This is a genomic window from Natronorubrum halobium (genome assembly GCF_051351675.1).
Classification (GTDB): Archaea; Halobacteriota; Halobacteria; order Halobacteriales; family Natrialbaceae; genus Natronorubrum.
In genome coordinates this window covers 2,461,595-2,477,286 of record NZ_CP195595.1, presented here as the reverse complement: position 1 = coordinate 2,477,286, position 15,692 = coordinate 2,461,595, and the positions used below count along the sequence as shown (strand labels likewise).

General features: G+C 66.8%; 15 protein-coding genes. 4 read left to right on the top strand and 11 right to left on the bottom strand.

What is annotated here, in order from left to right; genetic code table 11:
• Positions 1–6 precede the first annotated feature (6 nt).
• Positions 7–504 (bottom strand): Rieske (2Fe-2S) protein, encoded by a 498-nt coding sequence (locus tag ACSFC7_RS12260; protein ID WP_436343046.1) that lies wholly within the window; start codon positions 502–504, stop codon positions 7–9.
• Positions 505–596: 92 nt separating this feature from the next.
• Here ACSFC7_RS12260 and ACSFC7_RS12255 point away from each other — a divergent pair, with 92 nt between their 5' ends.
• On the top strand, positions 597–1,715 hold the full coding sequence (locus ACSFC7_RS12255; protein WP_436343045.1) for a saccharopine dehydrogenase family protein: 1,119 nt from the start codon (positions 597–599) through the stop codon (positions 1,713–1,715).
• A gap of 26 nt (positions 1,716–1,741) precedes the next feature.
• Here ACSFC7_RS12255 and ACSFC7_RS12250 read toward each other — a convergent pair whose 3' ends face one another.
• Positions 1,742–3,124, bottom strand: coding sequence for an MATE family efflux transporter (locus ACSFC7_RS12250; protein ID WP_436343044.1), 1,383 nt, complete (start codon positions 3,122–3,124; stop codon positions 1,742–1,744).
• Between the two features lie 136 nt (positions 3,125–3,260).
• Between ACSFC7_RS12250 and ACSFC7_RS12245 the strand changes: the two genes are divergently transcribed.
• On the top strand, positions 3,261–3,458 hold the full coding sequence (locus ACSFC7_RS12245; RefSeq protein WP_436343043.1) for a hypothetical protein: 198 nt from the start codon (positions 3,261–3,263) through the stop codon (positions 3,456–3,458).
• A 75-nt stretch (positions 3,459–3,533) separates the two neighbouring features.
• Entirely contained in the window at positions 3,534–3,920 is a 387-nt protein-coding gene (locus ACSFC7_RS12240; RefSeq protein WP_436343042.1) for a hypothetical protein, read from the top strand.
• A gap of 28 nt (positions 3,921–3,948) precedes the next feature.
• Here the strand turns inward: ACSFC7_RS12240 and ACSFC7_RS12235 are convergent, their stop codons facing one another.
• The 5 genes from ACSFC7_RS12235 to ACSFC7_RS12215 all read right to left on the bottom strand — a co-directional run bounded on the left by ACSFC7_RS12235 (position 3,949) and on the right by ACSFC7_RS12215 (position 9,038).
• Complete coding sequence (locus ACSFC7_RS12235; protein WP_436343041.1) at positions 3,949–4,842, bottom strand: aminotransferase class IV; 894 nt, start codon at positions 4,840–4,842, stop codon at positions 3,949–3,951.
• Positions 4,843–4,848: 6 nt separating this feature from the next.
• Positions 4,849–5,568, bottom strand: a complete 720-nt coding sequence (locus tag ACSFC7_RS12230; protein WP_436343040.1) for an anthranilate synthase component II — start codon at positions 5,566–5,568, stop codon at positions 4,849–4,851.
• Positions 5,561–7,195: an anthranilate synthase component I family protein gene (locus tag ACSFC7_RS12225; RefSeq protein WP_436343039.1), complete on the bottom strand. Its 1,635-nt coding sequence runs from the start codon at positions 7,193–7,195 to the stop codon at positions 5,561–5,563. The genes ACSFC7_RS12230 and ACSFC7_RS12225 overlap by 8 nt, the downstream gene beginning before the upstream one ends.
• A 150-nt stretch (positions 7,196–7,345) precedes the next feature.
• Positions 7,346–8,149: a helix-hairpin-helix domain-containing protein gene (locus tag ACSFC7_RS12220; RefSeq protein WP_436343038.1), complete on the bottom strand. Its 804-nt coding sequence runs from the start codon at positions 8,147–8,149 to the stop codon at positions 7,346–7,348.
• 82 nt (positions 8,150–8,231) lie between these two features.
• Positions 8,232–9,038 carry a shikimate dehydrogenase gene (locus tag ACSFC7_RS12215; protein WP_436347952.1) on the bottom strand — a complete coding sequence of 269 codons (807 nt, stop codon included), beginning with the start codon at positions 9,036–9,038 and terminating at the stop codon, positions 8,232–8,234.
• A 270-nt stretch (positions 9,039–9,308) separates the two neighbouring features.
• Here ACSFC7_RS12215 and ACSFC7_RS12210 point away from each other — a divergent pair, with 270 nt between their 5' ends.
• The gene (locus tag ACSFC7_RS12210) at positions 9,309–10,253 is read left to right on the top strand and encodes a calcium/sodium antiporter (RefSeq protein WP_436343037.1); all 945 of its coding nucleotides are present in this window, start codon (positions 9,309–9,311) and stop codon (positions 10,251–10,253) included.
• 115 nt (positions 10,254–10,368) lie between these two features.
• On the opposite strand, the gene ACSFC7_RS12205 is transcribed toward ACSFC7_RS12210, so the two are convergent.
• The 4 genes from ACSFC7_RS12205 to ACSFC7_RS12190 all read right to left on the bottom strand — a co-directional run bounded on the left by ACSFC7_RS12205 (position 10,369) and on the right by ACSFC7_RS12190 (position 15,675).
• Positions 10,369–11,718, bottom strand: coding sequence for an ATP-grasp domain-containing protein (locus ACSFC7_RS12205; protein WP_436343036.1), 1,350 nt, complete (start codon positions 11,716–11,718; stop codon positions 10,369–10,371).
• 90 nt (positions 11,719–11,808) lie between these two features.
• A complete protein-coding gene (locus tag ACSFC7_RS12200) occupies positions 11,809–12,243 on the bottom strand; it encodes a nuclear transport factor 2 family protein (RefSeq protein ID WP_436343035.1) in 435 nt (144 codons plus the stop codon).
• A 272-nt stretch (positions 12,244–12,515) separates the two neighbouring features.
• On the bottom strand, positions 12,516–13,397 hold the full coding sequence (locus ACSFC7_RS12195) for a coiled-coil protein (protein ID WP_436343034.1): 882 nt from the start codon (positions 13,395–13,397) through the stop codon (positions 12,516–12,518).
• Positions 13,398–13,713: 316 nt separating this feature from the next.
• Positions 13,714–15,675: a glycoside hydrolase family 2 gene (locus ACSFC7_RS12190; protein ID WP_436343033.1), complete on the bottom strand. Its 1,962-nt coding sequence runs from the start codon at positions 15,673–15,675 to the stop codon at positions 13,714–13,716.
• Between the last annotated feature and the right edge of the window lie 17 nt (positions 15,676–15,692).

Genomic DNA, 15,692 nt, shown 5'->3' with positions numbered 1-15,692 from the left:
CGTGGACTAGATTTTGACGTTCGAGGTCGACGTGAGATCGTCGCCGTCGTCGATCGGCCCCGCACCCACGAACGCGTACTCGTCGTCCGTCAGATAGACGTCGCCGTCGTCGACGGTGACCTCGAGAGCCGTGAGATACGCGCCCTCACAGGGACCGTACGTACACTTCCCGGAACCGCTATCGAAGTACGCGCCGTGGTTCGCACAGACGAGTTCCCCGTCTCGCATCGGCGCCCCCGATCCTTTGTCGATTTTGATGTGGGTGAGGTGCTGACAGTAGTTCAGCCAGCAGGTGACTCGCGTGCCGTCGGTGCGGTTGCCGGATTGCTCGTCCTCGTAGTCGTCGGTCGGTCCATCGCTGCAGTCGCCGGCTGATCCGTCAGCGCAGTCGGTCGACACGAGAATCGCTTCCCGTTCCTCGTCGTCGTCGTTCGTCACCCGAAAGACCACCGTCGACTCCGTCGGTACCGCTTCGAGCGCGGTAATCCGCTGTGAGGCATCCATTGGCGCCTCGGTTATTGATCTGCTGTGGTGAACGTTTCGATACGGTACCCGTCTGACGCAACTTTAACACCCTAAGAGCCAAACGACGGCCAATGGACTCCCTTCTCATCTACGGCTCGTACGGCTACACCGGTCGACTGATCGCCCGCGAAGCCGTCTCTCGAGGAGGATCGCCGGCCATCGCCGGTCGCGACGGACGCGCCGTCGCCCGGCAGGCCGACGAACTCGGCGTCGAAGGACGCACCTTCGACCTCTCCGACGACGTCGCCGCCCACGTCAGAAGTTTCGACGCCGTATTGAACTGTGCGGGCCCGTTCGTGAAGACGGCCGAGCCGCTGGTCGAGGCCTGTCTCGAGACCGAAACCGACTATCTCGACATCACCGGCGAGTTTCGGGTGTTCGAGCGGTTGCGCCGACGGAACGACGCGGCTCGAGACGCGAACGTGACGCTTCTGCCCGGCGTCGGCTTCGAGGTGGTCCCCTCGGACTGTCTGGCGGCGTTTCTCCACGAGCAACTGCCGTCCGCGACCGATCTCTCGCTGGGCGTCAAAGGTAACGGCCCGCTCTCGCGGGGGACCGCCCGGACGTTCGTCGAACAGCTCGGAACCGACGGTGTCATTCGCCGAAACGGTCGGTTGATCCAGGTTCCGGTGGCCTTTCGGACGCGCGAGATCGATTTCGGTACCGGCCCCGAGCACGCCGTCTCGGTCCCGTGGGCCGACGTCGTCACCGCCGCTCACAGTACGGGGATCGATTCGATCGAGGTGTACGCGGCCGTGCCGCCGTGGGCGGCCCGCGCGATGACCGTCGTCGACTCGATGAGTTGGCTGCTCGAGCGCCGGCCGATCAAAGGCGGGTTGAAACGGCTGGTCGATGCGCAGGTCGACGGCCCCGACGAACGGGAACTCGCCGCCGATACGGCGACGATCTGGGGGGAGGCGGTCGACGCCCCGACCGGCCGTCGGGCCCGCGCTCGACTCCGAACGCCGAACCCCTACGCGCTCACGGCCGAGGCCGCGGTGACCGCCGCCGAGCGACTCATCGAGGGCCGCGACGGATCCCGGAATCGGGTTCCGACCGGCTTCCAGACGCCGGCGTCGGCGTTCGGCAGCGAGTTCGTCCTCGGGCTGACGGGAACGGACCGCGAACTCGTCGCGGCGCCGACCGAATCCAGAGAACCCGAACGGTCGGCACTCGAGTCCGACGACTGAGACCGGCGGACGGAGCCGTGACCGCTTCAGTCCTCGCCGGGCGTGCTGCCGCGCTCGTCCATCATGGTCCGCGTTCGCTCGATCCAGCCGCCGCGATAGAAGCCGACGGCGACGTAGGTCGTCGCCCAGACGTAGTAGACGACGATCGACGCGTAGATCGCCGGCACGCCGTAGCCCAGATAGATCCCTCCCACGGCGGAGACGCCGAGCATGCCGACGAACATTCCCGACACGCGGGCGATGAACGGCGTCTGCGTGTCGCTGCCGCTCGTGAGTGCGCCTGCAAGGACGATGTACAGGGCGGTGACCGGTGCCGCGAGGGCGTACGCGCGGGCGAAGCCGCTCGCGTAGAACAGCGTTTCCGGGTCGTCGGTGAACAGTGCGACCAGCGGTTCGGCGGCCGCGAAGAGGATCGCGCCGAGCGAGCCGATAGTCACCACCCCGAGGGCCGCAGCAGCCCAGCCGTTGTATCGCGCGCCGGCGGGATCGCCGTCGCCCAGCGTCTGGCCGACGATAATGCTCGTCCCGGTGCGATAGCCGCGCGAGAGCGGCCCGGTGAGTTGCTGGTAGACCCGCCGCCCGATCTGGTAGGCGGCGTTGACCTCCGTCCCGAAGAACAGCAGGATCGAGTTGAACGGGAACTCGATGATGGTCGTCGCCAGCCCCTCCGCGATTCGCGGGGCGCTGATCGCGAGCAACTGTCTCGTGATCGTCCACTGGCGCGGGCGGACGAAGCCGGCGGGCGTCCGCGACCTCCAGACGGCCGCGACGAGCACCAGTGCCGAGAAGACGTTGCCGAAGGCGGTCGCGATACCGACGCCGATGATGTGCAGCCGCGGCGCGGGCCCGAGCCCCAGTCCGAGCGCGAGCGTCCCGACGATGTTGAGCCCGTTCGAAACCACGTTGACGTACATCGGCGTCCGCGTGTCTCCGGCGCCCTGAATCGATCGCGCAGCGACGAGTGCGACGTGTCTGGCGGGGCTCGTCGCGAAGATGATCGCGAGGTAGAGCCCGCCCATGCGGGCGACCTCGGATTCGGCACCCAGCACGTCGATCGCCCGTTGACCGAAGAGAAATCCGAAGAGGACGAACGGCAGGCCGGCCGCCGCGCCGAGCAGTATCGCCTGCGTGATCGCTTCGTCCCGGTTCGCCGTCGCCCCGCTGCCCGTATCCTGACTCGAGAGCGCGATGACCCCGCTGCCGAGCCCCAGCCCGATCCGGAGGGGGAGCCGAGCGTACAGATCCGCCAGCCCGACGGCTGCCACCGCCGCGGGCGAGAACAGGCCGGTGACGATGATGTCCGTCGTCCGCATCAGCGTCCGGAGGAACTGCTCGACCATCACGGGCCACGAGAGGTCGAACACGCGCCGCCAGAGGTCGAACAGCCGTCGTCGGCCGCCGGAAAGCACGATAGGGAATCGGACGGTGGCCCGCTTGAACCTGTTGAAGCCGACATCGAGGGCGAGCCACCGATGACGAAGTCAGCGTATAGAAGCCGATTCCCGATACGACTATGGGCTCGCTCTCCGAACGAGCAGCGGATACGTGAGCCAGTGGATCGTCCGCAATATCGTTCTCTCGGTACTCCTGTGGGCCATCTTCGGCTTCGTACTCATCGCGTCCGCCGAAGTGCTCGTCTTCGGTCGGTTCGAGCCGATCCAGTACCTCGGCGGTGCGGTCGGTTTGGGGATCGGGTTCACGGTCGCAATGCCGGTACTCCCGCTTCGGTCCCGCGACACCTGAGACGGAGGTTTCGGAATCGGATCTGTTGTATTCCGGATAGACTTTTATCCGCGGCCCTCGTTTCAGGATAACACAATGTCCGCCACGAACTCGAGTCTCCGCGATCGGTTCCGGGACGATCTCCGATCGGGTTCCCTGACGGTCTCGCTCACGGCGGTTCCGCTCGCGATGGTCGTCGGCCTCGGCAGCGGCTGGTACTGGGACGCGTTCGCCGCCGGTTTTCTGCTGCTCCTGCCGGTCGGTGTGCTCGTCCCCTACGCACACGAGACCCACTGCGCACAGGATCGGGGCTGGAAGTGGGACGTGTCGTGGACTATCGCCGCGTCTGCGATCGCCTGCGGACTGTTCGCGGGGGGCTACCTGCTCGCCGGCGCGCTGGTCGCCGATCCGACGCACAGCGCCGCGATCGCGTTCGGGGCGACGGTTCTCGGTGGCGCGGTACTGCTACGACCGTTCCGATAACAGCCTGTAGCCCCTCGAGCGAACGCGATCACTCGTAACACGCCCGTTCGACGCGCTCGTCGTACAGTCGCGAAAGTCGGTCCGTGACCGGCCCGCCGCCGATATCCCGCCCGTCGAGCGTCGTGATCGGCCGCAGTTCCCACGTCCGATTCGTGAGGAACGCCTCGTCTGCGGCGCACACGTCCTCGAGTTCGTACCGACCTTCCGTAACTGAAATCCCGACCTCTGCAGCCGACTCGAGCACGATATCTCGCGTAATCCCGGGCAGCACGGGCCCGTCGGTCGACGGCGTGTGGAGCGTCCCGTCGCGGACGAAACACAGGTTGCTCGTCGCACCCTCGGCGACGTATCCGTCGAGGTCACACATCAGCGCCTCGTCCGCCCCACCGGTCCCGTCCTCGCTCTCGGCTCGCAGTTCCGCACGCGCGAGTATCCCGTTCAGGTAGTTGTGCGTCTTCGCCGCGGACGGAATCGCCTCGTCGGGAGTCCGGCGCGTCCCGACCGTCCGCACGGTCGCCGGTCCGTCCCAGACGGAGTCGCCCTCGAGCCCCCCGCGAGGAAGCGGTGCGACGTAGATCACGACGGTCGGATCGACCTCCGGACGAGGTGTTAGTTTGCCCGGCTGGACCCCTCGAGTGATCGAGAGTCGGACGTAGGCGTCCTCGAGGTCGTTCGCCGCGAGCGTCTCGTCGATCCGAGCCCGGAGATCGCCGGATGCGAGGCCGTGGGCGAGCGAGAGCGCCTCGCAGGTTCGCTCGAGCCGCTCGACGTGGGCCTCCCATTCGAAAATCGTCCCGCCGTAGGCCCGCAGGGTCTCGAAGGCGGCGTCGCCGTACCGAAAGCCGCGATCGTCGACGCTGACGGTCGCCTCGCTCGCGGGGACGAGGTCGCCGTCGACGTGGTAGATCGGGTCGTCGCTCACGGACGCTCACACCTCGCTGTTCGCAGCGTTCGCCTCGGTTTCCGCGGCGAATCGGCAGAAGTTCGCGATCATCCGCTTGCCGACCGCGAGCGAGATGCCGTCCCCGTCCGCGGCCCCGCCGTGACTGCGCGTGAGGATGCTCTCGGGGTGGAACTGGACGCCGATATGGGGCTTCTCGCGGTGTCGAACTGCCATCAGCACGCCGCGTTCGTCGGTCGTCCGGGCCGTCTCGAGGAGTTCGTCGGGGAGGTCCTCGCGGTCGACCGCCAGCGAGTGATAGCGTCCGACCTGGAAGGTCTCCGGCAGTTCCGCAAAGAGTCCGTTCCCGTCGTGGCTCACCGTCGAGGGCTTGCCGTGGACGACGTGCGGTGCGTGGACGACCGGCGCGCCGTTGGCCGCACAGAGCGCCTGATGGCCCAGACAGACGCCGAGAATCGGGTACTCGGTCTCGGCGAACAGCGGAATCGAGATCCCCGCCTCCGCCGGCGTCCCCGGACCCGGCGAGACGACGATGCCGGTCGGATCGATCCGCTCGAGGTCCGAGATATCGATCTCGTCGTTGCGCCGAACGACGATCTGCTCTGCGACCTCGCCGACGTCCTGCGACGGCGTCGCAGGGCCCGCCGAAGCGATCGCTTCGGCGACGTACTGGACGAGGTTGTACGCGAAGGAGTCGTAGTTGTCCACGACGAGGATTCGGCTCCCATCGGTCGTCGCGTCACTCACGCTCCTCACCTCCGCCGGTCTCGAGCGCCATCCCCGCCCGCTCGCCGAGCGCCTCGTCGACGGCGGTGATCAGCGCGCGAGCTTTGTCCAGCGTCTCGTCGTACTCGCGTCCGGGATCCGAGTCGTGGACGATGCCCGCGCCGACGCGCAGGTGGTACTCCTCGGCGTGACGGACCAGCGTCCGAATGACGATGTTGAGCGTCGCCCGTCCGTCGAAGCCGAATATGCCGACGCTGCCCGTGTAGGGGCCGCGCCGGGTCGACTCGAGTTCGTCGATGATCTCCATCGTCCGCGGCTTCGGTGCGCCCGTGATCGTCCCGCCGGGAAACACCGCGGCGAGCGCGTCGGCCAGCGTCTCGTCCGATCGAAGGCGGCCCGTCACGTTCGAGACGAGGTGCATCACCTCGGAGTAGCGGTCGATCCGGCGGTACTCGTCGACCTCGACGGAGCCGTACTCGCTGACCTTTCCCAGATCGTTTCGCTCGAGATCGACCAGCATCGCGTGCTCGGCGCGCTCCTTCTCGTCGGTGCGCAGGTCCTCCTCGAGTGCCGCGTCTTCCGCGGCCGTCTCCCCGCGCGGTCGCGTGCCCGCGATGGGCTCCGTCCGAACGAAATCGCCGTCGCGAGAGGAACTCGAGGAGCGTGGCTCCCCCCGCTCGAGGAGCAGTTCGGGGCTGGCGCTCACCAGATCGGCCGCGCGCAACTCGAGTAGCCCCGAGTAGGGGGCCGGATTCACCCGCCGGAGCGCATCGTAGGCCGCGACGGGGTGAACCGCGGCGGGGGCGACCAGCCGCTGGGAGATGTTCGCCTGAAAGGTGTCGCCGTCGCGAATGTATTGCTTGACCTGCCGGACGCGATCCGCGAACGCTTCCCGGCCGCAGTCGCTCTCGAACGTCGCCTTCGGCGTCGCGACCGACGGCTCGCCGATGGTCGGATCGCCCTCGAGTGCGGCCCGCGCGAGTTCGAGCGCGCGCTCGCGGCCGCGTTCGTAGGCCGCTTCGATACTCTCGTCGGCGGGAGCAGCCGTCTCGCCACCGCCGTCGACCGCGAGCCGCGGACAGGCGGTCACGCGCAGCGTCACTCCCTCGGCCGAGTCGTCGGCGGGTGCCTCCCAGGCGGCCAGACGGTCGTAGACCCCGACCTCGAGTCGCGGGAGGCCGCGGTCGTCGTCGGCCGATTCGGGGAGCGCTTCGAGCTCGCGGACGACGTCGTAGGAGAGCCAGCCGATCGCTCCGCAGGGGTAGGGCACGTCGCAGTCGCCGCGGACCAGTTCGTCCCGCTCGAGGAGCGCTTCGAGCACCGCGAGCGTGGGGGAGCCGTCGTCGGCTCGTGGTCGCATGACCGCGTCGGCACCGACCGTCAGCCGGTCGACGGGGTCGACGCCGAAGTAGCCCCAGCCGGGCTGGCCGCCGGTCGTCTCGAGGAAGACGCCGCCGCGACTCTCGGGAGCACGCGCTCGACGGTAGGCGAGAAACGGATCGTCGACGGCGACCCGGAGCTCGACGGGAACGCGGAGTCCGCTGGTGTGCGTCGTCGCGTCAGCGGCTGCTGGAGCGCTGTGCTCGAGCCGATCGCCGAGGGCGGCTCGAAACGACTCGAGCGAGGTGACGACGCGCGGATCGCTCATGTGCCTCGAGAGGGGCCGGGAGCCTAATCTTCTTGCGGTTCGGCGAAGGAATCCGGACCGTGCCGTGACGGGAACTGACCGGCAAAAACGACGTGCGAAGCAACGAATCGCGAGAGTGGAGAACGGAACGATGAATCGGCCGGCGAGTCGTTATCGGACTTCCGCGCGGTCGATCCAGCCCTGCAGGCGCTTCTCGGAGATGTCGGTCTGGCCGGACAGTTCGGCCGCGTCCGCGCTGGCGAGGTCGGCGACGGTCTCGACACCCGCGCTCGCGAGGCGGTCGGCGTAGGCGGGACCGATCCCCTTGATCGAATCGACCGGTTCCCGACTGGCCGCGTCGTCCGCCGGCTCGTCCGGTTCCGGTTCCGTCTCGGGTTCCGGTTCCGTCTCGGATTCCGGTTCCGCGTCCGTCTCGTCTCCGTCATCCGTTTCCGATTCGACTTCGTCGGCGTCGGGCTCGGCTTCGTCTTCGACGGCGTCGGGTGCGGCTTCGCCTTCGTCGGCCGACTCCTCGGACTCGATGTCTTCGGCCAGTTCTTCCGGTTCGGCCTCCTCGACCGGCACCCCGTCCTCGGAGATGTCAGGTGTTTTCTCGTCCGTCGGCGTCGCGTCTGCAGAAGACGGGCCGGCCGCCTCCGCGGGCTCGGCCGCTTCCTCGGGTTCGTCGGTCGACTCAGTCATGGAGTCAGTCGACGCCGCGGCGGTCGTGTCGGCGGCGGCCGATTCGTCGGCGGTAGCGTCCACATCGCCGTCGTCGGCGGATTCGGTCTCCGACGCGTCGGCGGGACTCGACGGTACGGTCGGTTCCGACTCCGTCTCGGTCGATTCGGATTCGACACTGTCCTCCTGCGCCCCTTCCCGTTCGACCGTTACCCCGACCTCTCGACTGCGCCCTCGCTCCGGGTCCGAATCACCGAACCCCAGCAGCGATTTCAACTTCTGGAGGATTGCCATTGTGCCGATATAGTTGGTTCCATCACTTAAATTCGCCTGATACGATCCTCCACCGGCTCGATACCGGGCCGATTCGGCGGCCTCAGAGGTGTTTGCGAAGCGTCTCGTTCATCGCGTCGACCGGTGCGTCCCGCCCCGTCCACAGCTCGAGCGCCTCGACACCCTGGTAGAGCAACATCCACGCGCCGTCGACGGTCGTCGCACCCACCTCGGCCGCCTCTCGGAGGAGTCGCGTCTCGAGGGGCCGGTAGACCGCGTCCAGCACGGCCAGTTCCCCGTGGAGCGCCTCGGCGGGTACCGGCGTTGCGTCTTCTTCCATCCCGACGCTGGTGGCGTTGACCAGCACGTCGGCCTCCGCGAGCAGATCGGCGAGTTCGTCCTCCTCGAGGCTGTGTCCCGTCGCGTTCGGCACGTCCGCGGCGAGCTCGTGGGCCGTCGACTCGGTCCGGTTGGCGATCTCGACCGTCGCGCCAGCGTCGGCGAGGCCGAACGCGATCGCTCGCCCGGCACCGCCCGCGCCGACGACGACCGCGCGTGCGTCCTCGAGGGTCACGTCGTGGTCGCGCAGGGCACGCAGCGCGCCGACCGCGTCGGTGTTGTGGCCCGTCGGTCGCTCGCCGGTGAAATCGACCGTGTTGACCGCGCCGATCCGGGACGCCAGTTCGTCGGCTGCGACGCAGTCGAGGACATCTCGTTTGAACGGGATCGTCACGTTGAGGCCCGTGATCCCGAGCGCCTCGGCCCCGTCGATTGCGGCCGCGATGTCCTCGGGGTCGGGCTCGAAGGTGACGTACCGCGCCTCGAGACCGAGTTCGTCGTAGGCCGCTTCGTGCATCGGCGGCGACAGCGAGTGACCGACCGGGTTGCCGAGCAACCCGAAGACGTCCATAGCCATACCGGACAGTCGATCCGGCGGGGATATAATGGGTGTGACTTCGCGAAGGCGATTCCCCTTGCTCGGTAGCGTTCGAAAACCCGCCAGATTTTCGAGCCAATCAGAACGCGTTGCGTTCTGATGACGTCGCCGAGCGCGTCGTCCGTCGGGCACCCGTTCCGGTGACGATCGTCCGGTGATCGCGGGCGCGAATCGCCGACCAATAGCCGGGCGAACGCACTCGGTTTCGGACCGCTTTTACGCTGTTCGCGTGTAGCCGCCGCCATGCTCTCCGGTATTCCGCTCTACCTCGTTCTCCTCGCTGCCGGCGTCGTCGCGCTGTACGGCGGTGCCGAGTTGCTCGTCGCCGGTGCCGGACGGCTCGCACTGGGGATCGGGCTCCGAGCGGCGACCGTCGGCGTGACGGTGATCGCGTTCGCGACGACCGCACCCGAACTGTTCGTCTCGACCATCGGCGCACTGAACGTCTCGACCGACATCGGACTCGGGGCCGTCATCGGCTCGAACATCGCCAACATCGGGCTGGTGCTCGGCCTCGCCGCGCTCATCAAACCACTCCGAATCAGTCCGATCGTCATGCGCCGGCACGTCCCGTTCATGATGTTCGCGGCCGTCCTGCTGGTCGTCCTCGGCGCCAACGGGACGATCGGTCGGCTCGAGGGCACGATCTTGCTCCTCGTTCTCGCCGGGTTCACGGCGTATCTGGTCTACTACGTCAACGCCGACCCGGCACCGATGGCCGACGATCCCGACGCCGGCGAGGGAATCGCACTCCGGGACGTCGCGCTCGTCGTCGGCGGCCTGATCGCGCTCGTCGTCGGCTCGCGCTGGTTGGTCTCGGGTGGCACCGGCCTGCTCTCGGCGTTCGGCTTTTCGGACCTCTTTATCGGGCTCACCGTGCTCGCACTCGGCACCTCGCTGCCGGAACTGGCGGCCTCGGTCGTCGGCGCCCTCCGCGGCGAGACCGAGTTCGCCATCGGCAACGTCGTCGGCTCGAACATCTACAACATCCTCGCCGTCCTCGGCATCGTCGCGCTGATCACCCCGATCGACATCGCGACGAGTACGCTACGGCTCGAGCTCCCGGTGCTGGTCGTCTTTACGATCGTGTTGGTCGCGATGATGGGCTACGGCCGTCGACTCACGCGACTCGACGGGGCGGGTCTCGTCGTCGGCTACGCCGTGTTCCTCTACCTACTGTATCCGTGAGAAAAGAACTGTCCGTCGTTCGTTCGGACAGTGTCATAGGGCCGGTTGGACGTCATTTCCGGCGCAACCGCGAACCGTCTCGCGGTGTTCCGGTAACCAGTTACAACCGACCCTCTCAGTCGTCGAGATGCTGTGAGGCCTGCGACGGCGGTGCCCCGTGGGGCTCCGCGGAGGGGGGCTCCGACTCCTCCGGGTCCCGTGAGCCGTCGTCGACGGCCAGTGTCGAGTCGTCGTCCTCGAGGTTCTCGTCGCGCGGATCTGATCTCGACTGGCTCGCTCGCCACGCCTGAACGAGGTTCAGTCCGTCCTGGAAGAACGGCGCCGGATCGTCGGCGACCGCGTAATCGAAACGCGGCTCGCGCACGAGCGACGTCGCGACGTCGCGCAGTGCCCCGGCGAACGACGGTCGTTCGACCATAGGGTACTCCTCGGTCGCGACGCTGTGGAGGTAGCTGAGCTCGCCCCGCAGCAGGTGGCCGCCGGTTCCGGGCTCGTACGTCGCGTCCGATTCGATTCGCTTGCCGGTTGCCTGCTGCCAGTAGTAGTACGGAAAGTCCGCACCCGCAGTGACGGAAAACGGGAGCGACGACCAGAATCGCGGATTGATCTCCATGAGTTTGTACTCCTCGTCGTCGGTGTCGCGCAGGAACTCGACCATCGCGAGTCCGTGCCACTCGAGTTCGTCGAGCAGGTCCCGGCCGGCGCTCTCGAGTTCGGGATCGTAGACGGCCTCTCGGTAGGCGCTCGGACCACCGCAGTACTCCCAGCCGCGGCGCTGGCAGTGCTGGAAGGTGGCGACCGCTTCGCCCTCGTCGTAGAGGGCGAAGAAGCCGAACTCCCGCGAATCGGAGATCCGTTCCTGCACGAGCGGCATGTGGCCGCGTCGTTCGACGGCGGCCTGCGGATCCGGCGGCGAGCCGGGCGTCTGGTACTCCGTCGAGCCGATTTCGACTCGCCCGGAGTCATCCCCGAGATAGCCGGCTGCGGCGACCGTATACCGCGGCTTCACGATCGTCTCGCTGTCCCAGTCGTCCCACTGGTCGAGTAACGCCGTTTCGGGAACGGCGACGCCGGCCGCGTCGGCGGCGGCGAAGAGTTCGACGCGGTCCTGGACCTGTCGCAGCGTCTCGAAATCGGGCCAGTTGGTGTCGACGACCTCCGCGAACGCGTTCTTCCGGTCGGCGAGCACGTACACGTCCTCCTCTCGGACCGGGATAATCGTTCGAATGTCCGACCGTTCGGCGAGTTCGAGCAACGCGTCACCGTACGCAGCGATGTCGTCGGTCGGATCCGGCACGCGGACGAACTCGTCACAGTACTTCGAGGCGGCCGCTGGCGTCGCCGTCGAGTCGGAGGCGACGACGGTATGGACGCCGCGCGGCCGGAGCGACCGCAGACAGGCCACGGTGCTCGGTGCATCGATGCCGGGGACGAGGACACCTGCGTCAGTTTTGTCTCGTTGCATGCTTGATGAATGCTGATCGACTGTCATCGGTATGAGGTGGATACTTCGGATCGGTGGTCGGAATTCGCGTGTTGTGTCACGGACACGGTGTTAGTGAGCGAACGTCCGTCGCTCGAGTGCGGTGTCGGTGTACGCCCGACACCGCTGGATCGTTTCGTCTTCGAGTTCGTAGACGTGGACGAACGCGATATCGAACGGGGTTCCGTCGGCCGTCCCGACGTATGCTCCCTCTACTACGACGGTTTCACCCGCCTCCGTGAACCGCTCCGGAAGCGCTTGCAGGTGATCCGCCCCCTCACGGGGTGTCGCGGCGGCGTTTTCGACGACGTCGTCGATACCCGTATAGGTTCGTTCCGTCTGCCCGCCGCTCGTCATCGCCGTCCAGCTGACGTCGTCGGCCAGCGCCGCGGCCACGTCCGCTCGTCCATCACGGTTCGTAACGAAGTGGTTAAAGCCGGCATAAAACTCGGTGAGCAGTTCCCGGTTCGCCGTACCCTTCGTCGAACGATGCGTATTCGTTTCCATGATCCTGATATATCACGTCGATAACGCGAGCGCACAAAATAGCTCACTCCGTTCACACAGTGTGAAAACACTCAGGTTACAAACAGTACGTCGAACGGATGTGTTAGCGCCAGGGGTACAGCCATCGCTTCGTCCCGATTCCCGATCTCGAGACCCGACCGCCAGGTTCGGCGGTTCGACACAGCGACGACTACGCGTCCTGTCTCGAGACGCCGTCCGGTCTAGAAACGAAAGAGAACAAAACGGCAATCGTGCCGGTAGACGAGATCGACCTAGAGCAGTCCCGTCTTCTGGAGCTTCATCAGGTCCTCGGTGTCGAGGGTTTCGCCTTCCTTGAACTTCTGGTAAATCTCCTCGGCCTCCTCCTTGGCCTCCTCTTTCTTCTTGTCGCGCTCGGACTTTCGCTCCTGCTCTTCTTCCTTGTCGAGTTCGCGCAGGCGCTTCTGGACGCGGACGAAGTCCTCGTGGTGCTGGTCGGCGGCCTCCTGGGCCTCGACGAAGGACTCGTGCATGTCGTCGGCCTCGTCACGGATGTCGTCGGCCTCGCGATAGGCCTCGATCATCTGGTTGTGGTGTTCCTGGGCCTTGTCGGCGAGCTCCGTCACCTTCTGGTGGTGCTGGGAGGCTTCCGATCGCACTTCCTCGGCTTCCTCGACGAGCTCCTCGAGGTCCTCGTTCTGGTCGAGTTTCCCCTTTCGCTCCTCGTACTCCTCGCGTTTGCCCTCGATCTTCTCGATGAGCTCCTTCTCCTCCTCGCTCGAGAGGACTTCGGTCTGCTGTTTGAACTCGAGTTGCTCGATCTCCTCTTCGAGCTCCTCGAGATCCTTGCCCTCGTCGAGCTCCATGTCCGATTTGAGCTTCTCGACCTTGTCGAACAGCTCGTTGGCCTCGGCGTTGAGCTCGTTGCGTTTGTCCTTGTGCTCCTGGACCTGCTCGTTGAGCTCGTCGCGCTGTTCGCGGTGTTCCTGGGCTTCGTCCACTTTCTCGCGCGTCTTGGCGTTGAGATCGTCGCGTTTGGAAGCCCGGTCGGAGGCCATCTGGTTCAGCTCGTTTCGCCGGTCTCGCAGCTGCCCGGCCATCTTGATGAGCTGCCCTTTCGATTTGTTCTCTAGGTCGTCCTCTGTCAGTTCGATGTTTTTCGATTCGTCTACCATGTGTTAGTCAAACCTCTGTGCCATACCCGCACCGGAGCGCCGGTCGACTGCCTCGAGTACGACCCATACCCGGCGGTCGGGTGTGTGTCGTAGGTGAGAGACGAGTGACCGTGTACAGCGTTCGCTCAGGATCTGCGAAACCTCGGTGAATAAGATTTCCTGTCATCGATCGTCGAGCGATACGCGCCCCGGTGGCGTTCTGGTAGCCATACCTACTGGCGCCTCCAATTTAAATGTACCGGTAGGGTAACCCCTGAAAACCGTTAGCAGGGGCCTCCACGGACTGTGTCGGCCTGTAACATGGTATGCGGGCTGCTTATAAACGATACCGGTTACGAACCCGCCGATCACCGACCCGGACTGTCAGTTCGATTCGGCTCGCCGTCCCGGGAATGTCGGCCGTTCCAGCGGCCGTCGTCTCGAGGGGGGCGACGTCGACCGTCGTCTCACCCGCGTTGTCGCCGGCCGCCCAGGCGACGGTCACCTCGAGGCCGTCGTGCGTGTCGTTACAGAGCGTGATCCCGACGGACCCGGAAACCGGCGGCCCGTCGAGAACCGCCTGAACCGGCTCGAACGACCGAGCGAGTCCGCGATACGCCGGCTTCTCGTCGCCGTCGCTGGTCAGGACACCCATCCCGCCGCCGGCAGCCGCGTCGCGAAGCGGGGGCCCTGTCAGCAGCCCCGACTCGTGGCGACGAAGCGTCTCCGCGACCGTCTTCAACGTTTGCGCCTGATACGCCCGGCTCTCCTCGAGACCGGCGTCGGTTCCGACTCGCCGCTCGAGGATCCCCGCATCGAGCCCCGGAATCTCGGCGGCGTCGACGTCCTCCGCAGCCAGCGATCCCGCGTCGAAGCCTGCGACGAGCCGCCCCAGCGAGGGATCGCGCTCGAGCAGCCACTCGAGATCCGCGGCCGCGAGGTACTCCCAGCCGGGAGAGAGGCGCGTCGCGTCGGGATCGGTCCCCGGCGGACCCGTACTCGAGATAACGGGACGCCGTTCCGGCACCGATCGATCGACCGACTCGGCAGCCGCCGGTTCCGCGATGCGCTTCCCAACCGTTTCGGCGACCGATTCGGCCGTATCGCGATCGGCGTCCGCTCGCCACGCCCGATAGCGGAATCGGCATTTCGTCAGGAACCCCCTCCCGTACAATCCGTCGAACGGACCGTCCGACTCGTCGGAAACGCCGTAGATTCCGAGACTGGGATGGTGGGCGTACCGCTCCTCGAGCGTCGCTGCGAGCGCTCCGGCGCGGTCGGCCGAGGCTCCTCCGTTCGGTTCGACTCCCGCGACGTCCTGCCAGACGAGGAGTCCGGCCTCGTCACAGGCCGCGTAGAGCGACTCCGACGGCACGTGCGCTCGAGCGCGCACGAGCGTCGCGTTCGCGGCGGCGGCGCGTTCGACGTCCGCGACCGGATCCCCGCCCGGCAGCCGCGTAAACCCGCGGAGACGAACCGGCCGTCCGTTCACCAGGACGTCCTCACCGTCGCGTTCGACGTCGCAGAAGCCGACCGTCTTCGCGATCGTATCGCCACCGAGTTTCGCCTGCACCGTATACCGGTGCTGGGGCCCGTACCCCCGCGGCCACCACAGCGACGGCTCCCGGATCTCGAGGGTGTCGGACACCGTCACTCGCTCGCCCGCGGCCGCCCGTACCGGCACGCGTTGCATCGCCGCGCTCCCGCGGAAGCCCTCCGGCCGCAGCGAGAACGTGATCGCGTTGTCGATCGCCTCGCCGGCGTCGATCTCGCACTCGACGTCGATGACGCCCCCGTCGTCGGTGAATCGGGGCCGCGCCTCGAGGGTCCGGCAGAACCGCTGCGGCCGGGCCTCGACGTCGACCTCCCACCGGACGCCCGGCGTGGCGCGTGCGCTCGGTCCGTCGTCAGTCGTGTCCGCGGTCGGGCCGTCGTCCATCGTGTCGACGGTCGCACCACCGGCCAGCGAGTTCGCTCGCTCACAGACGACGACCAGTTCGTTCTCCGGTCGGGGATCGAACGTGGTCCGAAACGGACCGACGAACGGGTGGCAGTCACCGATCTTGGCTCCGTTCAACCAGACCTCGACTCGAGCGGCGCTCCCGCGAAGTTCCAGCAGCGCGCGCTCGGTCTCGTCGGCGCGCGGATCCGCGACCGTCGTTCGGTAGGCGATCGGTTTCGTCGCGTCCGCGAACGCCGCCCGCGATTCGGGGACGGCGATCGACCGCCACTCCTCCACCGTCGGCGGGCCGCCGTCGTCCTCTCGCTCGACGACACCACCAGTCCACTCGACATTCATTGGCACAGTCACGGAAC